The following is a 21,163-nucleotide window of genomic DNA, read 5'->3' on the forward strand; positions in this document are numbered from 1 at the left end:
GTAAAGCAATCACAACATTGACATTATACACCGAGCCTTACCATAAGTTCAGCTAAATCAGCATAAATTTCATTTGGTGTTACGTCTGTTATCTGTTGATAATGTTCGAAATTGTCCGCTGTAGTCAGGCCGGTAAGCACCAATATCGTCCGGCAGCCGGCTTTTACCCCGGCTGAAATGTCAGTCCGCATATTATCCCCGACGACTACAGCCGTCTCCGGTTTAATTCCCAGCAGTGCAGTTGCATAGGTCACCAGGTGCGATTCCGGTTTGCCGATGACAACAGGGGAGACACCGCTTGCGGCTTCAATCGCCGCCCCCAGTGATCCCGCCCCCGGCATGACCCCATCATCGGAAGGCAGCATCAAATCCGGGTTCGTCAGCACAAATTTCGCACCTTCCTGAATCCAGCGGGAAGCCTGCGCCAGTGAATCATATGTAAAAGAACGGTAAATCCCTTGCACCACATACTCCGGTTTCTCCGTCACAATTAACAATCCTGCAGCTGTACAGGCTTCAATCAATCCCTCTTCCCCAAGTATCGCCACCCTTGCCTTCGGTGATTCCTCGGCAACATAACGGGCTGCAGCCATTGAGGAAGTGCAGACCTCTTCCGCCTTGGCTTCAATGCCCATCCCGTTCAGATGTGCGGCGACAGCCGCCGCTGTCCGTGACGAATTGTTTGTTACAAACAGAAAGGGGATTCCCGCTGAGCGCAGTCCTGCTATCAGTCTGTCGGCGCCGGGAATCATCACGCCTCCGTGAAATAATGTCCCGTCAAGATCAATCAGCAAACCTCCGATATCTTTCATACCGCTCCCTCCATCCCCTGAATATTAATTAATGTAATTAATAGATCACTCAATTAATTAACATTAAATGAACCGCAGCAACAGCATACAAACCCGCAACTGTTCGGCATTTTCTCTACTGCTTCGTGCTGTTTTAACGAGTCTAATCTTTAAAATTTAACATACATCGTCGAACGATAGCGAACCGCTGTCCTGTTGGTCTTTTTATGGCAGTACAGTGTCATTTCCTGCGCTTTCCCGGAAAATAATTTAATTCCCCGGGCCATTTCCCGCTGGCTTCAGGGAGTTTCGCCGATACACCGGAAAGGTGCAGAACTCTTCTGCAAGCAATGTATTCGGGAAGATCGCCTGCGCCTCTTCCAGCAGTGGAGCAAGCTCTTCCTGCGAGATATAACGTGAGCTGAAGTGTGTCAGTAACAGTTCCCGTCCTTCCGCTTCATGGGCAAGCATAGCCGCCTGCCGGGCAGTGCTATGATGATATTGATAGGCCATATCCGCCAGGTCATGGGCGAAGGTTGCCTCATGGACGATAAGATCAGCACCCTGTGCCAGCGGCAGACTTCCCTTACAAGGCCGTGTGTCGCCCAAAATAGTCACGATGCGTCCTTTTTTAGGCTCGTTGACCACATCTGCAGCGCGAATGAGCGTCCCTTCATCGGTAACGACATCCTCACCTTTCTTCAGCTTGCCATAAAGCGGCCCCGGCTTCAGCCCATAGCTTCGAAGCAGTTCTGTATTGAGACTTCCCGGACTGTCTTTCTCTGTTACCCTGTAACCATAGCTGTCAATCCGGTGCTCCAGCAGGCCAGCCTCCACCTTAAAGCTGTCGTCTTCAAACACGAGACCTCCGGTATGCTCTACAATATCAAGCTTATATGGAATACGGGACTGGCTGACGGATAATGAAATGTCCAGAAAAGCCTTCAGGCCCGGTGGACCATATACAGTTAGCGGAGCGGTTCCACCCTGATATCCGCGGCTCGACAGCAGACCCGGCAAGCCAAACAGGTGATCACCGTGCAGATGGGTAATAAACAGCTTCTCCAGCTTACCCAGCCGCAGTGGAGAACGCAAGACCTGGTGCTGAGTGGCTTCTCCACAGTCAAACATCCAGAAACTGCGCCGTTCCTCAAGCAGCCTTAGGGCAATTGAGGTAACATTGCGCTGTAGGGTCGGCACACCTGCATTAGTGCCCAGAAAATAAACCTCCATAATAATCCTCCTCTCTTTTTTCTGTAAAGACAAAAACATCTTCCTTACACCTATGAAATGCATTCTACCTCTTTTACGAAATGAAATCATCTTTCTCGGCATTTCTTCCGCTCCAGCTTCGTTCCCAGCAAAAAACCTCCCGATTACGGGAGGTTCCGCTTAGAAGGATTTCCACCTTCAGACCAGTCCATGGGGATTGGGAAGCTTACAGCTTCTCTACGTTGAAATACTGCGCTTCCGGATGGGCGAAGACCATCGCTGATACCGACGCCTCCGGCTCCATCATGAAGCCTTCAGTAAGATGGACACCGATATCCTCCGGCATAAGCAGCTTGAACAGCGGCCCTTGATCCTCCAGATCCGGGCAGGCCGGATATCCGAAGGAAACGCGGATCCCTTGATACCGCGCACCATGTCTTTGCTTCATCGTCATATCTGCAGGGTCCGGGAAGCCCCAGGTATCCCGCATCATGTGATGAACACGCTCAGCAAGCCCTTCAGCAACCTCAAGCGCCACTGCCTGCAAAGCATGGGAACGGAGGTAATCCCCCTTGTCTTTCAGTTCGGTCGATAATTCACGGACACCGTGACCGGCGGTAACGACCAGGAACCCGACATAATCCATAATTCCGCTCTCCACTGGCTTCAGGAAGTCGGCAAGACAGAGAAACGGCTCGACATTCTGCCGCGGGAAAGTAAAGGTATGCAGAACCTCTGCAGTGTTCTGCGGGTTATAGATCAGTATATCGTTACCCTGGGACTGTGCCGGGAAAAATTGATACATGGCATGAGGCTTAATGGTGCCCTCCAGCATCGCGTGATGCAGGATGTCATCCACTGTCTCCTTCAATTCCACGGTGCGGGCATCCCCGGCGGCAAGCTGTGCTTCCACCGAACCGCGTAATCCCAGGTGATGGCCCAGCAGCATCTGCATATTCACATATGGAATGATATGACCAAGCGGATAGCCCCGCAGCACATGGCGCTCTACGTCCGGTGGAGTAAATACAGGTGCATCTGCTGAAATCTTGGACCGGACGGCCCGGGTCAGGACCGGAAGCTCCTGCTGCGGTGCCACCGCAACTGCCGCCTCCGCTTCAAGGCGGACCTCTTCTTCGATCTTGGCCCGCTCCAGCGGATTCATCAGCCGGTTAGCGATATCCAGACCATCCATCGCATCTTTAGCGTACAGTACCAGGCCGTCATATTCAGGCCGGATACGATTTTTAGTGAATTTACGGGTCAACGCGGCACCGCCTACCATGATCGGCACATCAATACCTGCTGAGCGCAAATCCTGGGCAGTCAGGACCATCTGCTGCGCCGACTTGACGAGCAGGCCGGACAGGCCGATCGCATCGGCCTTCTCACGGCGGAAAGCTTCAATGATATTTTCAGGTGGTACTTTTATACCCAGATTAACGATCTGGTAACCATTGTTGGAGAGAATGATCTCCACAAGGTTCTTACCGATATCATGGACATCTCCTTTGACGGTGGCCAGCATAATCTTGCCTTTCACCGATGTCTCGTCCTTCTGCATAAACTGCTCCAGATGGCCGACAGAAGCCTTCATTACTTCAGCGCTTTGCAGCACTTCAGCAACAATCAGCTCATTGTTGTTAAATAACCGGCCCACCTCGGACATTCCAGCCATAAGCGGCCCGTTGATGATTTCCAATGGACCACTTTTGGTCAGCGCTTCGTTAAGGTCAGGTATCAGCCCTTCCTTCGTTCCTTCAACCACATAGGAAGCGAGCCGTTCTTCCAGCGAAAGATTGGAGATCTTCTCTTTCTTCTCAACCTTTTTCTCACGGAACGCAGCAACGAAGGCAGACAGAGTCTCATCATTCGTATTGTAAATCAGCTGCTCAGCCAGATGGCGCTCTTCTTCCGGGATGGAAGCATAACGCTCTACCTTCTCCGTATTCACGATGGCATAGTCCAGTCCGGCCTTCGTGCATTCATACAGGAAGACTGAGTTCAGCACCTCGCGGCCCGCTTCCGGCAATCCAAAAGAAACATTACTGATCCCCAGTATCGTATGCACGGAAGGCAGGGCTTCCTTGATCATGCGGATACCGTCGATGGTCTCCTTAGCAGAGCCGATATACTGCTCATCCCCTGTACCAACAGGGAACACGAGTGTATCAAATATCAGGTCCTCAGCCGCCAGCCCATATTTGTTCACCAGCAGATCATAGGAGCGTTTGGCAACCTCCAGCTTGTCTTCCGCTTTAATGGCCTGCCCGGATTCATCAATCGTGCCTACGACAATCGCAGCCCCGTATTTATGAATCAGTGGTGTAACCAGTTCGAATTTTTCTTCACCATCTTCAAGGTTAATGGAGTTAATAATCGCTTTACCCTGGCAATATTGCAGCGCCAGATCAATAACCTTGGGATCGGTTGTATCGATCATCAATGGAACCTTCACCTTTTTGACTACCAGTTCCAGAAACAGCTTGATGTCCTCGATCTCATCGCGGTCCGGATCCTGTACGCAGACGTCAATGACCTGAGCTCCACTCTTGACCTGTGCCCGGGCAATCTCCGAGGCTTCCTCGTATTTCCCTTCCACGATCAGCCGCTTGAATTTCCGTGAGCCGAGTACATTCGTACGCTCACCTACCATATAAGGACGGTTGTCACTCTCAACATAAACAGGTTCAATGCCTGACAATGCCGGCGGATGACTTCCCTCCAGCTGGCGCGGCGGATAAGCTGCCAGTGTCTCAGCCATCGCCCGGATATGATCCGGTGTCGTTCCGCAGCACCCGCCGGCAATATTCAGCCAGCCCTTCTCGGCAAAACCTGCCAGCTTGCGGGCAAGCGAATCCGGTGACTCATGATAGTTCCCGTTCTCATCCGGTAACCCGGCATTGGGATAGCAGCTAACTGCTGCCGAAGAGATGGCCGAGAGCGACCGGATATGATCGCGCATAAACTCGGGTCCGGTTGCACAGTTCAGCCCGATGGAGATCGGCTTCAGATGCTCCAGCGAGATATAGAACGCCTCAATATTCTGTCCAGCGAGCGTCGTGCCCATCGGTTCGATAGTACCCGAGATCATGACGGGCAAAGTGATACCTGCCTTCTCAAAGGCGTTGCGGATGCCGATGCTTCCGGCTTTCACATTCAAAGTATCCTGGGAAGTTTCCAGCAGCAGGGCATCCACTTTGCCGTCAATCAGCGCTGTAGCCTGCTCCTCGTAGCTATCCACCAGCTCCTGGAATGTTACGCCTCCGGTGACCGAAAGCGTTTTTGTTGTCGGACCCATCGCCCCGATTACGTAACGCGGGTGATCGGGCGTCTCAATCTTTTCAACAGCATTTCTGGCCAGCCTCGCAGCTTCCAGGTTAATCTCCCGGGCCCGCTGAGGGATATCGTATTCGGCAAGCACAACCGAAGTTGCGCCGAAGGTATTCGTCTCGATCAGATCTGCGCCTGCTTCAAGATATTGTTCATGAATAGTCTGTATAACCTCCGGACGGGTGAGCACAAGCATCTCATTACAGCCATCCAGCTCATCCCCGCCAAAATCCTCACCGGTAAGTGGCACCTGTTGAATCATCGTGCCCATTGCTCCGTCTAAAATCAGTATCCGCTGCTGCAAGCTTTCAGCAAGTGTGTATTTAGCCACTTCATATCCCCCCAGTAAAACATTAGAGTAAGTTTAGCAGAATAAAGCGGAATCGAAAAGCCTTCCTTTCCACTCTGCATAATAGTTTTTCTTTATAGCCAGCCTCTATCTTTATTTCATTATGGCTGCACTGTAAGTTCTTTAGTCGGCATAGAGTGCTGTGTTCTAGCTGTTACATGCGAAGTCACATCATATTTGCCTTCCTTTACCAGGATCCCCTCAGCTTTATATGTACCGTTGCCGGAGAGCTTGCCTTCAAGCTCCTGCTTGTCTTCTTCATTATTCTTATTCACAATCTCAAAAAGCACCGCCTTCGCATCATCCACAGCTTCACTGCCCTGGGTAACCACAGCTTCGAAAACTACCTTTTGATTTACCGCCACGTCCACCGGATTCCAGCTCAGCTCGACGTGAATCGGTTCCATAGAGTGCTCTGATCCGTCATGCATATGGCTTGATTCTCCATTATTACCTGAACAGCTTACAATCATTGACATCGCCACAATCGTAAAAAGAGCAATCAGCTTCTTGGGTTTCATCATCCGGAGTCCTCCCGACCAAGGTAGAATTTATAATGATATTTCCAGCTTGTGTTTGCATTCTTTTTCTATTATACACAACATATTCGCAATTTTAGAAGATTGCTTAAACTTTCACGCCTTTTTCGTGAAGTTAGTCATATACAGATGGATTCTCTCCCTATAATAATTGACCAACCTCTTGCTTTGAGCGCAAAAAAGCCAGCATCCCATTAGGGGATACCGGCTTTACAAAGGTTACACTATAGCGATTGTACCAGGGGGAGGAGCTCAGAGAGATGGCCGATTCTATAATCCGGCTGAATCTCAGGATTTGGTAATTTGCCAGTACGGTTGATCCAGACAGTAGTCAGGCCAGCGGCCAAGCCGCCCTTAATATCCGTCGTGAGTTTGTCGCCGACCATGATCCCTTGTTCAGGGGTTACATCCAGCAGCGAAAGAGCATGCAGGAAGATATCCTTGTCCGGCTTTCCTTTGCCAAAACTGCCTGAGATGACTAAATGATCAAAATAGGGGATAAGCTCAGGCACTCCGTCGAGCTTCTCCTGCTGCAGTGACGGGCAACCATTTGTGAGCAGCAGCAGCTTCACCTTACCGCGGAGCGCATCAAGCACCTGTAACGTCTCTTCATACATGTAAGGCAGGCTACGGCGCTCGGCAGCAAACCTGTCTGCCAGCGTTTCGGCAAGCACCTCATCTTCGACACCGAGGGAGGCCAGACCACGCCGCCACGATTCTTTACGGTATACAGGAGCCAACTGTTGGAGCTTACGGAACTCCGGTTGTTCTCCAGCTGAGAAATTGGACCAAAGTGCTTCATAAGGATTAATCCCGATCATTTTTGTGAAAGGGAACGTCTCATAAGTCTCATAAAGATTCCTGGCTTCCCTGCGAACGGCAACTTCAAGCTCTTTAGGATCAATGGAGTCACCTGCAGCTTCACATGCATTGCGGAAGGCTTCTTCAACACTCCGTTCATCCCAGAGCAATGTATCGTCAAGATCAAATAGTACGGCGGTAATTGGCATTAGATTTCTCCCTCTCCCTATGCTGTTATATCTTCCTACTCGTGTACTACTTCGATGTTATTGGCTTTGCCGAACTCCTCCAGGCGTACACCCATGGCCTCAGTGTTATACCGGTTAATCAGCTTGGAGAAAATCCACTGTTTGCGCTTGCCCTTATATTTAAGCACAACCACTCCACGGGACAAAGTGATCTTCTCAATATCTCCCGCCTGCAGCCAGCGTTCACGGTTATACTTAATCGTAGACACTCTGTTGCGCTCAACCTTCAGATACGGACGCCGGAAGAATAGAAGTGCCGCCAGCGCAAAGTAAAGAACGACGCCCAGCCAATTGGCAAGGATGCCGCTGCCTCTGGCCTCGTCGATCGAGCCTACCACCCAGAACATAATTCCAAGCAGCATTAGAACAACTGGAAACGCAATGTTGCGGCCCTTAAAGATATCACTGTTTTTCGCAGCTGATTTTGACGAAGAAGCATAAATGGAATCCTTGCCCTGCTTCTTTCTTTGCTTGTTGACCTGCTGTGTGTTGCGTTGAACCATTCTTTCCCAAGAACGGGCCATGTCAGTTCCCCCTAGTCATCCTGTAATATCTATGAAAAAGACACACTGGACTAATGTTTGAGTCCCTTGTTGCCTTGTTCATGCTCATCATTATCCACGATTTCAATGGTGTCGAGCTGAGCCCGGAAGTTGCTGCGGATGTTGCCCAGATAAATCTCGCGGAGCTTGGCCCGTTCAGCCAATTCCTCTTCACTCAGGCCGCCATTCTTCTGTTTGCGTGCCAGTTCATTGATGCGTGCGACCAATTCGTCAATATTCAATGCTTTCCCCTCCCCTATAAATTCATTCTAACTTTGCCATGAGAAAAAGAGCTTGTCAAGGTCTACCCCCTGAAAGCTCTTTACGTCAGTCTATACTGCTTATGATGAAGTTAATACACAGGCAATGTCAGTATATCTCCGGCCTGAATGTTCCCGTTCTTCAAACCGCTTGTTTTTTTAATTCCTTCTATATATACGACCGTCTTCATACCCGCTGGTTTGTTCTTAAGGGCGATACTCCAGAGCGTGTCTCCGCGTTCAACTACTACCCGTTTCTCCTGCTTCACTAATGATGCTGAACTCGCAAAAACATTACCAACAACTGTAAATCCGGATACAACAAGCATAAAGACCAGCACAAGCTTCACCAGATATTCTTTACGGTATAATCCTAAGATCGCTGCAAATAAAGCGGCGGCGGATTGTTTCATTTCATTCATATGATTAGAAGCAGATTGTCCTCTAGTAGATTCAACTTCACCGGCCTCTTCGTAGATGCTGCGGTATGTACTGTATTTTAACATTGTCATCGTCCTCCAAACACTTGTTCTTACTTTCGAAAATAATATAACACGAACATGTGTTTTGATCAATAGATTTTTTAGAACAATTGTTCGCTTTTTTTTCGTATCCTTAAATGTGCCAGTTTCCAGCACCGGCTTTGCCTTTTCCCGCCATTTTCAAGCCGTTATTAGATACTAATATGGTAAAAAGCTACTATTTCCACTATTAATCTCAGATTGTTAGAACTTATGTTTGTACGAACGGAAGTTCTATGTTATAATTTTCCCAAACATACTATATGGGGTTGATTCCGATGTCAAAGATTTCGAGTCGTCAACTGGCGATCCTGGAATTTATACGTAACGAAGTCCGTAGCAAGGGTTATCCTCCGTCCGTCCGGGAAATCGGTGAAGCTGTAGGCTTGGCCTCAAGCTCCACAGTGCACGGCCATCTGGACCGGCTTGAGAAGAAAGGCCTTATCCGCCGCGACCCTACGAAACCGCGTGCAATTGAGCTGCTCGGCCAGGAAGATTCCGAGAATGTACATCAATTCGTACAGACGGTTACCCGTATTCCTGTCGTAGGTAAGGTCACCGCCGGGGTGCCGATTACCGCAACGGAGAATATCGAAGATTACTTCCCACTACCTTCCCACTATGTGGGGGACAACAAGGTATTTATGCTCTCCGTTCTCGGTGACAGCATGGTGGAAGCAGGTATTATGAATGGTGACTACGTAATCGTCCGCCAGCAGCAGACTGCTGACAATGGCGATATCGTCGTTGCCATGACTGAAGAAGACGAAGCTACAGTCAAGACATTCTACAAAGAACGTGACCACATTCGTCTACAGCCGGAGAATCCGGCTTATGAACCCCTCCGTCTTAACCGCGTTACGATTTTGGGACGAGTTATCGGTCTCTTCCGCGATATCCATTAATATTATTGTTCATATTTAAGGGCTGCTTCGCTTTTTCAAGTGAAGCAGCCCTTTCCCCTTTTCAAACATTTCCTTCGAACAGCAACAGCACTCCGCACATATTCTGATATCAAAGGAGTGCTGAACCTATGCCTAATTATCGGATTATTGTTGATCTGTCGCAGCGCATGCTTTATTTGCTTGACAATAACATCGTTACCCGAGGGTTCCCTGTCGGTATTGGCACCATGCTTACCGTTTCACCGGTGGGAGAATACACTATCATTAACAAACAGCCTAAGCCTGGCGGACCCTTTGGTGCATTCTGGATGGGTCTATCCAAACCACATTACGGCATTCATGGAACGAATGACCCTTCCTCCATCGGTCATATGGTCTCCCATGGCTGTATCCGCATGTACAATGAGGATGTGCTGGCCCTTGCAGCAATCGTGCCTATTGGAACACGGGTTACAATAAGGGAGTAACAGTATGGTGGTCAGACAAAAAGCAAAAACACCCTAAGGATCACCAAGAAATGATCAAGGGTGTTTTTCATTGTGCTTAATATGGGTCTTTCCTGTCTACTGATTCATATCGGTCGCGTATTTCACGATTTTTAGCATATATGTACAAATCCAAAGCTATTATTCCTCTCCGGGCAAGTTTAACCAATAGTACGAATGCGTAAATACAAGCTACAACCGATATGAGCCACATCAATACGCTAAACACGCCAATTCCATTAAAGAATAAATTTCCCCGATGCACAGACAACTTTCACTCACTCCCCTGTATTTTTGAATATGAAAATACCCCACCGTTCTGGCAGGGTACTGTTATTTCGTCATTATAATGTTGTTTGGAACAAATTGTATATGATCTTTATTTCAACAGCTTCGGCTTAGGCTCTATCGGAAAGGCTGGTTTGTTGTGTTTCGGCAGCTTCATCAGAAGAACCATGTCCGGGACCCAGCAAATTCAGCACAATCACACCAATGACGATTAAGGTTATTCCTATTACACTGCCTGTATTTATTTTTTCTTTCCAGATCAGTACCGAGATCAGAACTGTAGCTACCGCTCCGATTCCAGACCAAATTGCATAGGCCGTATTTAATGGAATAGTCTTCAGGGACAACGACAAAAAGAAGAACGAACAAATGAAACTAATCAGCATTACGATTACCGGGATTATTTTGGTGAATCCTTGCGATGCTTTGAGCATCGAAGTTCCTACAAGTTCGCTGGCAATGGATATCGCCAAAAACAGATACGGCACTTACTTCTCCTCCTTTACTCCGTCCATCAATTCTTTGTAAATGCGTTCTTTTAACTCCAGATCTGGCGGTGCCAGTCCAAACTTTTCCGCAAACCAGAGTCCGTCGGTCGCCAGTCGGGCAATGGTTGCCCGCAGTGGATCCACACCGTCATTTTCAAAATTATGTTGCCATTCAGCATATTTCTCCTGCATGTTTGTCAATAAGCTCGGATTCGTAAATAAAGCTGCTGCCAGCACCGAGTTCATGTCACTGCCTTCTCCAAAACCATAAAAAGTAGATTCATGTATGCCCTGCTCTATTTACCAGCTTGTTGCTTGTCCTGCTCTACATGGCTCTGAACATCTTTCGTAAAGTTTCGGGTCAGCTCATCCACCATGCCGGAAACCAGTTGTTCCTTGTTAGGAAAGTGATACAGTAAACCGCCTTTGCTCACGCCTGGCGCTTTGGCCACAGCTTCCAGAGTTAAGTGTTCCACCCCTTGATCACGAACAATGGAGGAGGCCGCTTGCAAAATCATTTTTTTCTTGGAGCTGTTGTTATGTATAGTCACCTTATCACCCCAATTTCAACTGTACCGTCGGGACGGTTTTTTTGTCAAACCAATATAAGTATAAATAACCTGGCTTTTCCGCAAGCAGAAAATAAAATAAAGAACATACACCATACGCTTGCAATGCCCACAAAATGGGTAATAAATACCATATAGTTTGAAGATCAGCTATTCGTTCCGCTATTGGCCGTTCTCTTTAAGTTTGGTTACGCGCATGTGTCTAATCCATACTTATGTAAGGTGAATGAATGGGCTATCCTAGAGTTATACAGGAATTCACCCTTACAGGCGGGAGGAAAAAGATGAAAAAGAACAAACCATTCTATAAAATCTGGTGGTTCTGGGTGGTCTTAATAGCCGCCGGCATCATAGGGTTGGTTACCACCGGGAACGAAGACAAGTCAGATGATCCTACTGCTTCGATTACGGCGCTAGCAACACCGATGGTTACTGCCAAGCCAACCACTGAATCAAGTCTATCTCCAGCAACAGAACCAACGTCTAAGGCTACAGCAGAACCTACAACTGCCCCACCCCCTTCACCCTCAGCCGAACGAACTGTCAACCCCACTCAAGCAACGTCTGCTGATCAAGTACCTTTATCTGCTGATGAGGTGCTGGCTTATACCGCCAACCTTACAGGTAAAACTTTTATAAAAGATGTAAACGTCGGGACAGACAATATAACGGTTACTTTTTTTGAGACCTACCAGGCATATAAAGAAGCGAACCCAACCTCCGGCATTACTAAAGAAGATTACATCGATTACTTTTCTGCAGGCGACCAAATAAACAAACTGCTTATGGAAGAAACAAGCCGATTATTCGCGCAATTCCCCGGAGCTGCTTCGATTGACATGGTGATTCCATACGATGGGAAAATCTATTCCGTAGCTCTCACGCAAGGAGAAATCGAGCGATTTTATAACGTGGACTTCAGTACACTGGCTTCTAATGAGATATGGGGAGAGAAAGTTAGCAAGCCACACTTCAACAAAAGAGACCGTCAACAATTCGTTGAGCAGTTCGTCCAAGTAAATTAACAAGGAGTTTGTGATGTACACCGATTAATTGTATAATCTACTAAATATTAACTAGGAGTGATCGCAATGAGTAAACTCACGCGTTCAGATAAAGCTATCGTTTCCTTTTTACTTGGATTCGCCTCCCTGCTCATTATTGCATTCTTCGTAATTCGATATATTGTGCAAAATGTTTCATTTGCTCCATAAAATCAATATTTACTTTCAGCACCTGTATGGGAAAAACTTAAACCATAGACATCAATACCCCGTCATTATAATCACTGACGGGGTATTGTTCGTCAAAGGATGGTGAACTATTTTCTCCATGATCAATTGATTGTTTTGCATACCCAGTGCTGCTGTTTCTACAAACAATTCTTCAAGTGTTATATTATTATCACAACATTAGTTACCAGACACCAATTAAGGCCCTCAATCCTACCCTATCTTTCTGCCATTTCATCAACTCCTACCAGATCTGCTTTATACTTTTCTTGGGAGATGTTAATGCGTAGATTAATAACATCCGGCTAAACGTTTTTTTAGTTATCGCGCGAAGTAAACTGACAGGATCGGAGTAAAAATAATGATTAACATATTAATAGTCGAGGATGATATCGCCTTGAGCGATGGTATTGTCATTGCACTCAAAGGGCCACATATAACCATCCTACAAAAGCATGACATTACCTCTGCAAAAGAACAATTAAAAACTACTGCCTTTGATTTAGTAATTCTAGATGTTAATTTGCCGGATGGAAGCGGGCTGGATCTTTTAACTTACATATGCCAAACAACAACGATGCCAGTCATCGTTCTAACTGTTCATGATCTGGAAACGGATATTGTCACTGGCTTTGAACTGGGTGCCGATGATTATATCACTAAGCCTTTTAGTCTTATGGTATTAAGGGCCAGAGTAGGAGTTCAACTAAAAAAAACCAGACACCCGCACCCCGACACCATTCAAGTTGACGATTTCTACTTTTCATTTGATAAGATGAAATTTTTGAACAATGGTAATCCGGTCGAGCTTAGCAAAACCGAGCAAAAGCTACTACGTATCTTGATTGACAATCGGGGGATTACCGTTTCCCGCGATCGTCTGGTGGATAGCATCTGGACAGATGGAGCTGAATATGTAGGTGAAAATGCCCTGTCTGTGACGATAAAAAGGCTGCGTGATAAACTCGAGGAGAACCCCTCCGCTCCTTGTTATATCAAAACCGTCTATGGGATCGGTTATACATGGGCTATAAAATGACAATCTTGAACTATATATGTATTGGAATTGCTGTTACTGCACTTATAGCAGCTGCTGCTGTAATTATGCTATACCGCAAAAACATCGACAAAACTATAAAGACATTTGAGAACATGATTGATACTGCGATTGACGGCAACTTTTCAGAGAAGGTTTTTGACGAATCCGTTATATCTGCGTTAGAAGCAAAGCTCGCCCATTTTCTAGCTCTTTGTTCAGTATCTTCTAAAAATTTACTTGCTGAAAAGAATAAAATAAGTGAACTCATATCCGATATTGCGCATCAAACGAAAACACCTATCTCGAACATCTTGCTATATTCTCAAATTCTCAGTGAATACGAATTACCTCAAGATGGTTCAACTTGTGTAAAGGCCCTGTCCACACAAGCCGAGAAGCTTCATTTCCTGATTCACGCCTTGATGAATACATCGCGGCTGGAAACGGGGATTATCAAGCTAATTCCAAGACAAGGCTCCGTCCAAGTGCTGGTGGATACTGCGTTGGAGCAAATTATGCCAAAGGCAAACGGTAAAGAAATCACGGTTGTTAGAAAATGTACAGCAGCGCTGGCTTGGTTTGATCTAAAATGGACGGTTGAAGCTGTCTACAATATCTTGGATAATGCTGTGAAGTATACAAAAACCAACGGAAGCATTGCCATTAGTGTAAATGTTTTTGAATTATTTTGCCGAATTAATATTACCGATAATGGTATAGGCATTGCGGAAGAGGAGCAGGGTAAAATATTCATGCGTTTTTATCGCTCTCCTGCTGTTAACACGCAAGAAGGTGTGGGCATTGGCCTCTTTTTGGCAAGGGAAATCATCGCGGCTGAAGGAGGTTATATCAAGGTATCTTCGCATCCGGAAAAAGGATCTACTTTCTCCATTTTTCTTCCTATGGATCAATAATTCTTTCAACACTGTTAGATTTCAGAAAGAATGTAGAAAGATTAGTAAGCTATTGTATGTACTGAGATAACTAAGTACATACATTTTTGGGTGTAGGAGGAGAACAACTTGCAAGTATTAGAAACCAAGGATCTAAAAAAAATTTATGGCAGCGGAGATACTGCGGTTCATGCTTTAGACGGGGTGAACCTAAAGGTGGAAAACGGGGAGTTTGTCGCGATTATAGGTACATCCGGAAGCGGCAAGTCTACCCTGCTGCATATGCTTGGAGGACTGGACCGGCCAACCAGCGGAGAAGTCACGGTCGATGGCAAAAATATTACCTTGTTGAAAGATGAGGAGTTGACCATTTTCCGCAGACGGAAGATGGGCTTTGTATTCCAGAATTATAATTTGGTGCCGGTCCTGAACGTATCCGAGAATATTGTGTTGCCTATTGAACTGGACGGAAAACAGCCTGACCAAGCCTATTTGTCTAAAATTGTGAATATATTGGGGCTTGAAAACAAATTATACAATCTGCCAAGTAATCTCTCCGGGGGACAGCAGCAACGGGTAGCCATTGCCAGAGCGCTGGCGTCGAAACCGGCTATTATTTTGGCCGACGAACCAACCGGCAACCTGGACAGCAAAACTAGTCTTGATGTTATGGGACTTATAAAGGTTTCCAGTAAGCAGTTCGGCCAAACGATCGTAATGATCACCCACAACGAGGAAATTGCCCAAATGGCCGACCGTATTATCCGCATTGAAGACGGTAAAATGGTTAGTGGTGGCGACAGATGATCAAAGTCAATAGTAATAAAACAATCCGTAATCTATCGACTAATATTTTGAAGGCGAATAAAACCCGCAATATCATAGCGATTATCGCTATTGCCTTAACTTCGTTGTTATTCACCACCCTGGTCACTATGGGACTCGGCACGGCGGAAAGTCTGCAGCGGGCAACGATGCGGCAGGCCGGTGGAGAAGGTCATGCCGCACTCAAGTATCTAAACGAGGAGGAATTTAATCATATCAAGGACCACCCTCTTATTAAGGAGCTGGCTTATGAACGCTTACTAAGTGAAAAAGTAACAAATGAGGAATTGTTAAAGCGTCATACGGAGTTTTGGTATCATGACGATATTGGTCTGAAATACGGATTTATTGAACTTGAAGGCGGGCATAAACCGGTAGCAGAAAATGAAGTCATCATGGACTCCAAGACTGCGGAGTTACTAGGCATTCCCCTGAATGTGGGAACACCATTAACCCTAAAGCTTGAGATACATGGCAAAGAGGTTCAGCAAGACTTTGTGCTGTCAGGCTGGTGGTTAAGCGACCCCGCATTTAACGCGGGGCAGATCTTTGCTTCCAGAGCTTATGTAGATGCCAATGCCGAAGAATTGCGCAGCACATATAAACAGAACTTAGATCAAACCGGAGTCATCTCTGCTCTTGTCAAATTCGATAACAGCTTTGACCTCCGGGGAAAACTGGATAAAGTGATAACGGAAAGCGGTTATTCCCTAGACAAAAATGCGCCTAACTATCTAAACGGTAATGTTAACTGGTCATATCTCTCCACTAATTTCGGTATGGACACGGGAACCATACTCGGACTAACTGCCGCTCTCCTATTAATAATGTTGACCGGCTACTTAATTATCTATAACATATTCCAGATATCAGTCATGCGCGATATCCGCTTCTACGGACTTCTAAAGACTATCGGAACAAGCAGTAGGCAAATCCGCCGGATCATTCGCAGACAGGCATTATTCCTCTCCGTGCTCGGGGTCCCTATCGGCTTACTCATAGGTTTTGTTGTCGGGAAATCACTTGTACCTTTACTTACGGAAAGATCAATGCACGCAAATGCTGAGATATCTGTATCCCCGAGCCCATGGATTTTTATCGGTTCCGCTCTGTTCGCAGTTATTACCGTCATCATCAGTACGTTAAAGCCAGGCAGAATTGCCGCGAATGTTTCTCCTGTCGAGGCTGTAAGATACACAGATGGAAGCGCTAAGAGAACGGCCAGCACCCACCTGAGGAAGTCAACCAATGGCGCTAAAATGCCTCTCATGGCTCGTGCCAACCTAGGGCGCAATAAGAAGCGGACAGCTCTGGTAGTGATCAGCCTTTCTTTAAGTCTAATCCTCCTGAATACTGCATTTACGTTATCTCAGAGTATGGACATGGACAAATACTTGTCAAAATTTAATGATACTGACTTTCTTATTGGTCATGCTGACTATTTTCAAGAACACTTCACCGGTTCTGATAACGCGACGACAGAAAGTTACATTCAAGCCGTACAGGCACAACCAGGTTTTGAAGAAGGCGGCCGCTTGTATAGTGGCAGTGATGTACTTACTATCGAGCATAAGGACAATAGTGAGGGGTATGAAGCAGATGCTCGCGGCAACTTACCTATAGTGGCTTTTGGATTGGAAGAATTACCTCTTCACCGGCTGCAGTTGGTTGATGGCGAGCTGGATTTTAACAAGCTCGCTTCAGGAAAGTACATTCTGGAAGGGGTGCCGGCGGATGATAATAACAGGCCTCAGATGGAATACTCTAAATATCAAGTGGGTGATAAGGTAACCCTTCATAACTATATGGGTTCAATCAATAATCCCCAGGCTCAAGAATATACCAGTCATGAATTCACCGTTCTTGGTCATGTAAGTGTTAGTAGCACGAATTCCGGTACAAGTGGCGCATTCTTCGCTGGCTTCTACCTGCCAGCAGATATCTATAAATCACTTGTGCATCAGCCTGCTGTGATGAGTTACGCCTTTAATGTATCCAGCGGTCACGAGGACACGATGGAAAGCTTTTTGAAGAAGTACACTGAAACTACTGAACTGACGATGCATTACAGATCCAAATCTATTGTAATGAATGAATTCACAGGTATGCAAAATACAGTAGTCGTGATTGGCGGAACACTTAGCTTAATTATTGGTTTAATTGGTGTGCTGAATTTTGCTAATGCGATATTAACTAGTATTTTGACCCGACGCCAGGAATTCGCCATACTGCAAAGCGTTGGTATGACCAATAAACAATTGAAAACAATGCTTATCTATGAAGGGCTATACTATGTGCTTGGTACTAGTGTATGCTCCATCTTATTAGGAAGTCTATTCTCACTCTTAATTGCAAAACCCTTCAGTCATTTAATGTGGTTTATGAGTTATAAATTCATTATCTGGCCCTTGCTCGCTGTACTGCCTATTCTATTATTACTTGGAATCTGTATTCCACTCACCAGCTATTCTCTGAGCGGCAGGAAAAGTATTGTGGAACGGCTTCGGACAACTGAATAAATAGCTAATTTCTCTTATTATTTTTTTATCTTAATACATTCACTCTCATAAACTGTATTAGCCAAATGAGAGGATAGGTGAAATATATGAGTATTCAATTTTCAGATATGCGAATTGCCCAAGATAGCACATCTGATACACCAGCGTTAGGGCTAAGTTCATCTTCTTTTTCCTACACTTTTGGAGATATCGGATTACAGACAACAAGTGTTTCCCCTGAAAATGTTAGCTTGGTCCGGGTGACACTAAATGCGTATGCCCGGCTAACGTTATCCGCTTCTTCAAGTTCAACTGTCGTCCCTAATGCTACCTTTACCATACTGCGAACGGTACTCCGATCTTTTCTAACGTCTACCAAAAGCCAGCTTCGCAATTTGGACCTCCGTCAAGATAGTGGACACTAAAAAATGAAATTAGGCTGCTTTTCGTTTGAATCTAGCTGCAAACTGAACCCGCGATACGTAGCCCAGAGCACCATGGATTCGCTTGCGGTTATAAAAAATTCAATGTACTGGTAGATGCCATCATAGGCTTGTTTCTTCGTTTTGAATCGGGTATAGTACACAAACTCTTTTTTCAATAGGCTGTGAAAAGATTCAATACAAGCATTGTCGTAGCAGTTGCCTTTGCGGCTCATGCTGGCCTTCATGCGGTATTTCACCAAACGCTTACGGTAGTCGGCTGAGGCATACTGTGAGACTCGATCCGAATGGTGAATGAGACCTTTCTTTGGGCGTTTGGCCTTGTAGGCGTCTTCTAGAGCGCTCATTACCAGATCTGTGGTCATCCGGTCGTCCAATGGATGTACTTTACCGTCTGTTTTTTAAATTCATCATTGTAGCTTTTTCGTGTCCACTCATGTGGACACCTCCTCGTTAATCTCATTATTCCTGTTCACATAACGAGTGTCCACTTTTAACTCTAACAGCAGTTTAGCATTCTTCTTCACCTCCTTGTGTGGGTATGCCTTTCTTGATTTTGATTGTCATGATCTGGGCTGTATAGATATCTCCCGGTTTAGTCCCCATTAGTTATGACCTCCATTTTCAATATTTCAGTTGATAGCAGTGCCGCAATCATTTAATATCGTGATGTGAGGGTGGTTTGCCCTTTCCTTTCTTTCTCGGCCTCTCCCCTACACTAAAAATTGGGAGAGGTATTTTATTTAAGAGGTGAATTTTATGAACGGAAATAAAGTTATCCTTATTCTTCTTTCCATCTCAATACTGGGTGTAATCCTTTTCTTCGGAATAACTTATATATTATTATGGTATATCTTTAGTAATTAATAGCTAACACTAACCGCCCCCCCTGCGCTGGGCCATCCGGTTATAGGCTTAAGGAGTGGTATCATCGGTTATTACCTCCTTTTTTCTTGGTGGGCCACATATATATAAATTGGCAAACTAGTACTCCCAGAGCAAAACTTTGTATCGCCAATATAATAGCGTCTGATTTACTCATCTTTGATTACCTCCCCAGTGTCTGGCTGTACTAGTGTGGGGTTAAAGGTGCCGGAATTGATTGCGTTACGTAAATGTTCCATCGAGTCTTGCGGAGTCAGCGCTAACTTATTCCAAAACCCTTCAGCATCTCTGCTTTGCAGCATCCATTCAACTACTTTTTCGCTGTCTATCAGTTTAGGCATTGTCTGTTTCCTCCCTAATTAAATGTTGTGGGTTGTTCCTTTCTTTATGGGGAACCAGATAAACCTATCCGGCCACCGGCTCCGCCTGTGCTTATTCGGTCTGACTCGATGGCCTACGGACGCTAATAAACCGTTTATTCCTTTCACCTTCATTCCGATAATGTACAGAGTTACTTCCATCACACATTTTGCAGCATGATCAAATCCATCATCTTCTGACCAGTTTCGGTATTGCTCTCTTAGTTTTTCCTCTACCGTTTGTTCCACTTCATACCCGATATAAAATGCCCGGATTAACATATCAAGTTCCATACCATTCAGAACATCACAGGGTGCTACCCATCGGTTCGGGTTAGCTGCGTGCTGCGCAATAAACTCCTGTGGTGTCCAGTGTTGGGCAGCCCATACGCTATCAATCGCTTCAGCCTGTGTTAATGTCAGTTTCGCTTTGTCATGTCCATTACGCTTGAGAATGGCAATTACTTCGTCTGCATATGGCTCGTCTGTGTTGATGACCAAATACGTATTTCGCGGATTCTTTCCCACAGCCCGGCGGTTATCTTCGATTGATTCTGCAATGTGACCAAGAGCAACCTTTTCTCCATGTGTTAACTGTTCAACGTCATCGTTTTTGAATACAGAAAACTTAAATCCCATTCCTTCAAGGTTTGCCATCGTGTATCCTCTCCCTTTGGGGTCTGCCCCCTAAATTACTTGCCTTGTTTACGCAATAGATTTAAGTATGCCGTGATAAGTGAACTGATCTGATGAACAGGAAGTGTTACGAATCTCTCGCCGTCTTCTTTTTTCTGCTGGCAAAACTCCAAGTAGTCCTCCAATGTTGCTGGTTCGATAAATACTGATGGTTGTCTTTTATCCATGTGTCTCTGCCCCCTTATAAGTTAAGTACAGCCAAATTCACATTACATTACCGCACAGTGGACACCCTAAAGCGTCATGGGAAGCACACGTTTCTAGCATACGCGGATAGTACCGGCAGTATGCTCCGTCATGAACGTCTTCCACTGTGATTTCAAAGTCGATATCTTCAAACTTCCAATCGAATTCACCTTTGCATTTTTCCAAGAATTCAGTAGCATCCTTAAATGCGCTTTTCTTGCCGACAATTTCCATACGACAAAAAAAGTTCATTTTAAAAGCCCACTCCTACTTTTAGGTAACTGCATATGATGGGTTAGAGCCTAAAATTTAAGGAGTGAATGTTTTGAATCAAATAAATAACGAAATGGCATGGAAACATCATTTGAAACTAGCCTCAACTTACAAGATGCTTGCTGATAAATATGAGTATATCGATCATTCATTGCATCTCTACTATGGAGGTGAATACCGAAAACACCTGAATGAAGTTGAAAAGTATTTTCTTGCGATGCACCATATGCAACATCCTTGAGCGACCTCTATTGGTCGTTCTTTCTTTTACACTCTCCCATGTCCTTACATGTTCCTCCGTAGTCATTTTGTTACTTCGCAATATGCGTCCACTTCGTCTTAACCTGTGGGAGAGGAGGGCTGTAACCTCCTCTATCCCCTTATGTCATGTATCTTCGAACTGTGCATCATCTAATAGAACCATTTTCAGAAGCCGTTTTCACTACGTCTTTCGTATTTGTGTTTATTGCGTTATGTCTTCCGAAAGTCACATAGCACTTTTA

23 protein-coding genes are annotated in these 21,163 nt (G+C 45.7%); 8 read left to right on the forward strand and 15 right to left on the reverse strand.

The window, feature by feature from the left end; genetic code table 11:
* Positions 1–23: 23 nt before the first annotated feature.
* The 8 genes from NSS79_RS19150 to NSS79_RS19185 all read right to left on the reverse strand — a co-directional run bounded on the left by NSS79_RS19150 (position 24) and on the right by NSS79_RS19185 (position 8,581).
* Entirely contained in the window at positions 24–812 is a 789-nt protein-coding gene (locus NSS79_RS19150; protein ID WP_342435737.1) for an HAD-IIA family hydrolase, read from the reverse strand.
* A 249-nt stretch (positions 813–1,061) separates the two neighbouring features.
* Positions 1,062–2,024, reverse strand: a complete 963-nt coding sequence (rnz, locus tag NSS79_RS19155; protein WP_342435738.1) for a ribonuclease Z — start codon at positions 2,022–2,024, stop codon at positions 1,062–1,064.
* A gap of 205 nt (positions 2,025–2,229) precedes the next feature.
* The gene (gene metH / locus NSS79_RS19160) at positions 2,230–5,667 is read right to left on the reverse strand and encodes a methionine synthase (protein WP_342435739.1); all 3,438 of its coding nucleotides are present in this window, start codon (positions 5,665–5,667) and stop codon (positions 2,230–2,232) included.
* Between the two features lie 119 nt (positions 5,668–5,786).
* Positions 5,787–6,209: a FixH family protein gene (locus tag NSS79_RS19165; protein ID WP_342435740.1), complete on the reverse strand. Its 423-nt coding sequence runs from the start codon at positions 6,207–6,209 to the stop codon at positions 5,787–5,789.
* 239 nt (positions 6,210–6,448) lie between these two features.
* Positions 6,449–7,234 (reverse strand): HAD family hydrolase, encoded by a 786-nt coding sequence (locus NSS79_RS19170; protein WP_342435741.1) that lies wholly within the window; start codon positions 7,232–7,234, stop codon positions 6,449–6,451.
* A gap of 35 nt (positions 7,235–7,269) precedes the next feature.
* Positions 7,270–7,797, reverse strand: a complete 528-nt coding sequence (locus NSS79_RS19175) for a hypothetical protein (RefSeq protein ID WP_076109525.1) — start codon at positions 7,795–7,797, stop codon at positions 7,270–7,272.
* Between the two features lie 50 nt (positions 7,798–7,847).
* Entirely contained in the window at positions 7,848–8,057 is a 210-nt protein-coding gene (locus tag NSS79_RS19180; RefSeq protein WP_038592973.1) for a DUF896 domain-containing protein, read from the reverse strand.
* Between the two features lie 110 nt (positions 8,058–8,167).
* Entirely contained in the window at positions 8,168–8,581 is a 414-nt protein-coding gene (locus tag NSS79_RS19185; protein WP_342435742.1) for a LysM peptidoglycan-binding domain-containing protein, read from the reverse strand.
* A gap of 293 nt (positions 8,582–8,874) precedes the next feature.
* On the opposite strand from NSS79_RS19185, the gene lexA reads away from it, so the two are divergent.
* A complete protein-coding gene (lexA, locus tag NSS79_RS19190; RefSeq protein ID WP_038592979.1) occupies positions 8,875–9,501 on the forward strand; it encodes a transcriptional repressor LexA in 627 nt (208 codons plus the stop codon).
* Positions 9,502–9,629: 128 nt separating this feature from the next.
* Positions 9,630–9,968, forward strand: coding sequence for a L,D-transpeptidase (locus tag NSS79_RS19195; RefSeq protein WP_342435743.1), 339 nt, complete (start codon positions 9,630–9,632; stop codon positions 9,966–9,968).
* A 416-nt stretch (positions 9,969–10,384) separates the two neighbouring features.
* Here the strand turns inward: NSS79_RS19195 and NSS79_RS19200 are convergent, their stop codons facing one another.
* From NSS79_RS19200 to NSS79_RS19210, 3 genes are read right to left on the reverse strand one after another with little or no spacing between them, the layout of a single operon-like run.
* A complete protein-coding gene (locus tag NSS79_RS19200; RefSeq protein ID WP_341093779.1) occupies positions 10,385–10,762 on the reverse strand; it encodes a multidrug efflux SMR transporter in 378 nt (125 codons plus the stop codon).
* Positions 10,763–11,008: a hypothetical protein gene (locus NSS79_RS19205; protein ID WP_342435744.1), complete on the reverse strand. Its 246-nt coding sequence runs from the start codon at positions 11,006–11,008 to the stop codon at positions 10,763–10,765.
* Between the two features lie 50 nt (positions 11,009–11,058).
* Positions 11,059–11,313 (reverse strand): TetR/AcrR family transcriptional regulator, encoded by a 255-nt coding sequence (locus NSS79_RS19210; protein ID WP_342435745.1) that lies wholly within the window; start codon positions 11,311–11,313, stop codon positions 11,059–11,061.
* A 302-nt stretch (positions 11,314–11,615) separates the two neighbouring features.
* On the opposite strand from NSS79_RS19210, the gene NSS79_RS19215 reads away from it, so the two are divergent.
* From NSS79_RS19215 to NSS79_RS19235, 5 genes are all read left to right on the forward strand, one after another.
* Positions 11,616–12,356: a hypothetical protein gene (locus NSS79_RS19215; RefSeq protein ID WP_342435746.1), complete on the forward strand. Its 741-nt coding sequence runs from the start codon at positions 11,616–11,618 to the stop codon at positions 12,354–12,356.
* A gap of 568 nt (positions 12,357–12,924) precedes the next feature.
* On the forward strand, positions 12,925–13,602 hold the full coding sequence (locus tag NSS79_RS19220) for a response regulator transcription factor (RefSeq protein ID WP_342435747.1): 678 nt from the start codon (positions 12,925–12,927) through the stop codon (positions 13,600–13,602).
* The gene (locus NSS79_RS19225) at positions 13,599–14,516 is read left to right on the forward strand and encodes a HAMP domain-containing sensor histidine kinase (RefSeq protein ID WP_342440402.1); all 918 of its coding nucleotides are present in this window, start codon (positions 13,599–13,601) and stop codon (positions 14,514–14,516) included. Before NSS79_RS19220 ends, NSS79_RS19225 begins: the two co-directional genes overlap by 4 nt.
* A 108-nt stretch (positions 14,517–14,624) precedes the next feature.
* Positions 14,625–15,302 carry an ABC transporter ATP-binding protein gene (locus NSS79_RS19230; RefSeq protein WP_342435748.1) on the forward strand — a complete coding sequence of 226 codons (678 nt, stop codon included), beginning with the start codon at positions 14,625–14,627 and terminating at the stop codon, positions 15,300–15,302.
* Positions 15,299–17,839 carry an ABC transporter permease gene (locus tag NSS79_RS19235; RefSeq protein ID WP_342435749.1) on the forward strand — a complete coding sequence of 847 codons (2,541 nt, stop codon included), beginning with the start codon at positions 15,299–15,301 and terminating at the stop codon, positions 17,837–17,839. Before NSS79_RS19230 ends, NSS79_RS19235 begins: the two co-directional genes overlap by 4 nt.
* A 400-nt stretch (positions 17,840–18,239) precedes the next feature.
* Here the strand turns inward: NSS79_RS19235 and NSS79_RS19240 are convergent, their stop codons facing one another.
* From NSS79_RS19240 to NSS79_RS19255, 4 genes are all read right to left on the reverse strand, one after another.
* Positions 18,240–18,638 carry a DDE-type integrase/transposase/recombinase gene (locus tag NSS79_RS19240; RefSeq protein ID WP_342435750.1) on the reverse strand — a complete coding sequence of 133 codons (399 nt, stop codon included), beginning with the start codon at positions 18,636–18,638 and terminating at the stop codon, positions 18,240–18,242.
* Positions 18,639–19,295: 657 nt separating this feature from the next.
* Entirely contained in the window at positions 19,296–19,487 is a 192-nt protein-coding gene (locus tag NSS79_RS19245; protein WP_342435751.1) for a hypothetical protein, read from the reverse strand.
* Positions 19,488–19,505: 18 nt separating this feature from the next.
* On the reverse strand, positions 19,506–20,162 hold the full coding sequence (locus tag NSS79_RS19250) for a hypothetical protein (RefSeq protein ID WP_342435752.1): 657 nt from the start codon (positions 20,160–20,162) through the stop codon (positions 19,506–19,508).
* Between the two features lie 35 nt (positions 20,163–20,197).
* Entirely contained in the window at positions 20,198–20,368 is a 171-nt protein-coding gene (locus tag NSS79_RS19255) for a hypothetical protein (RefSeq protein WP_342435753.1), read from the reverse strand.
* Between the two features lie 344 nt (positions 20,369–20,712).
* Between NSS79_RS19255 and NSS79_RS19260 the strand changes: the two genes are divergently transcribed.
* Complete coding sequence (locus NSS79_RS19260; protein ID WP_342435754.1) at positions 20,713–20,901, forward strand: hypothetical protein; 189 nt, start codon at positions 20,713–20,715, stop codon at positions 20,899–20,901.
* The last annotated feature ends 262 nt before the right edge of the window (positions 20,902–21,163 follow it).

This window comes from Paenibacillus sp. FSL L8-0436 (assembly GCF_038593025.1).
GTDB lineage: Bacteria > Bacillota > Bacilli > Paenibacillales > Paenibacillaceae > Paenibacillus_AQ.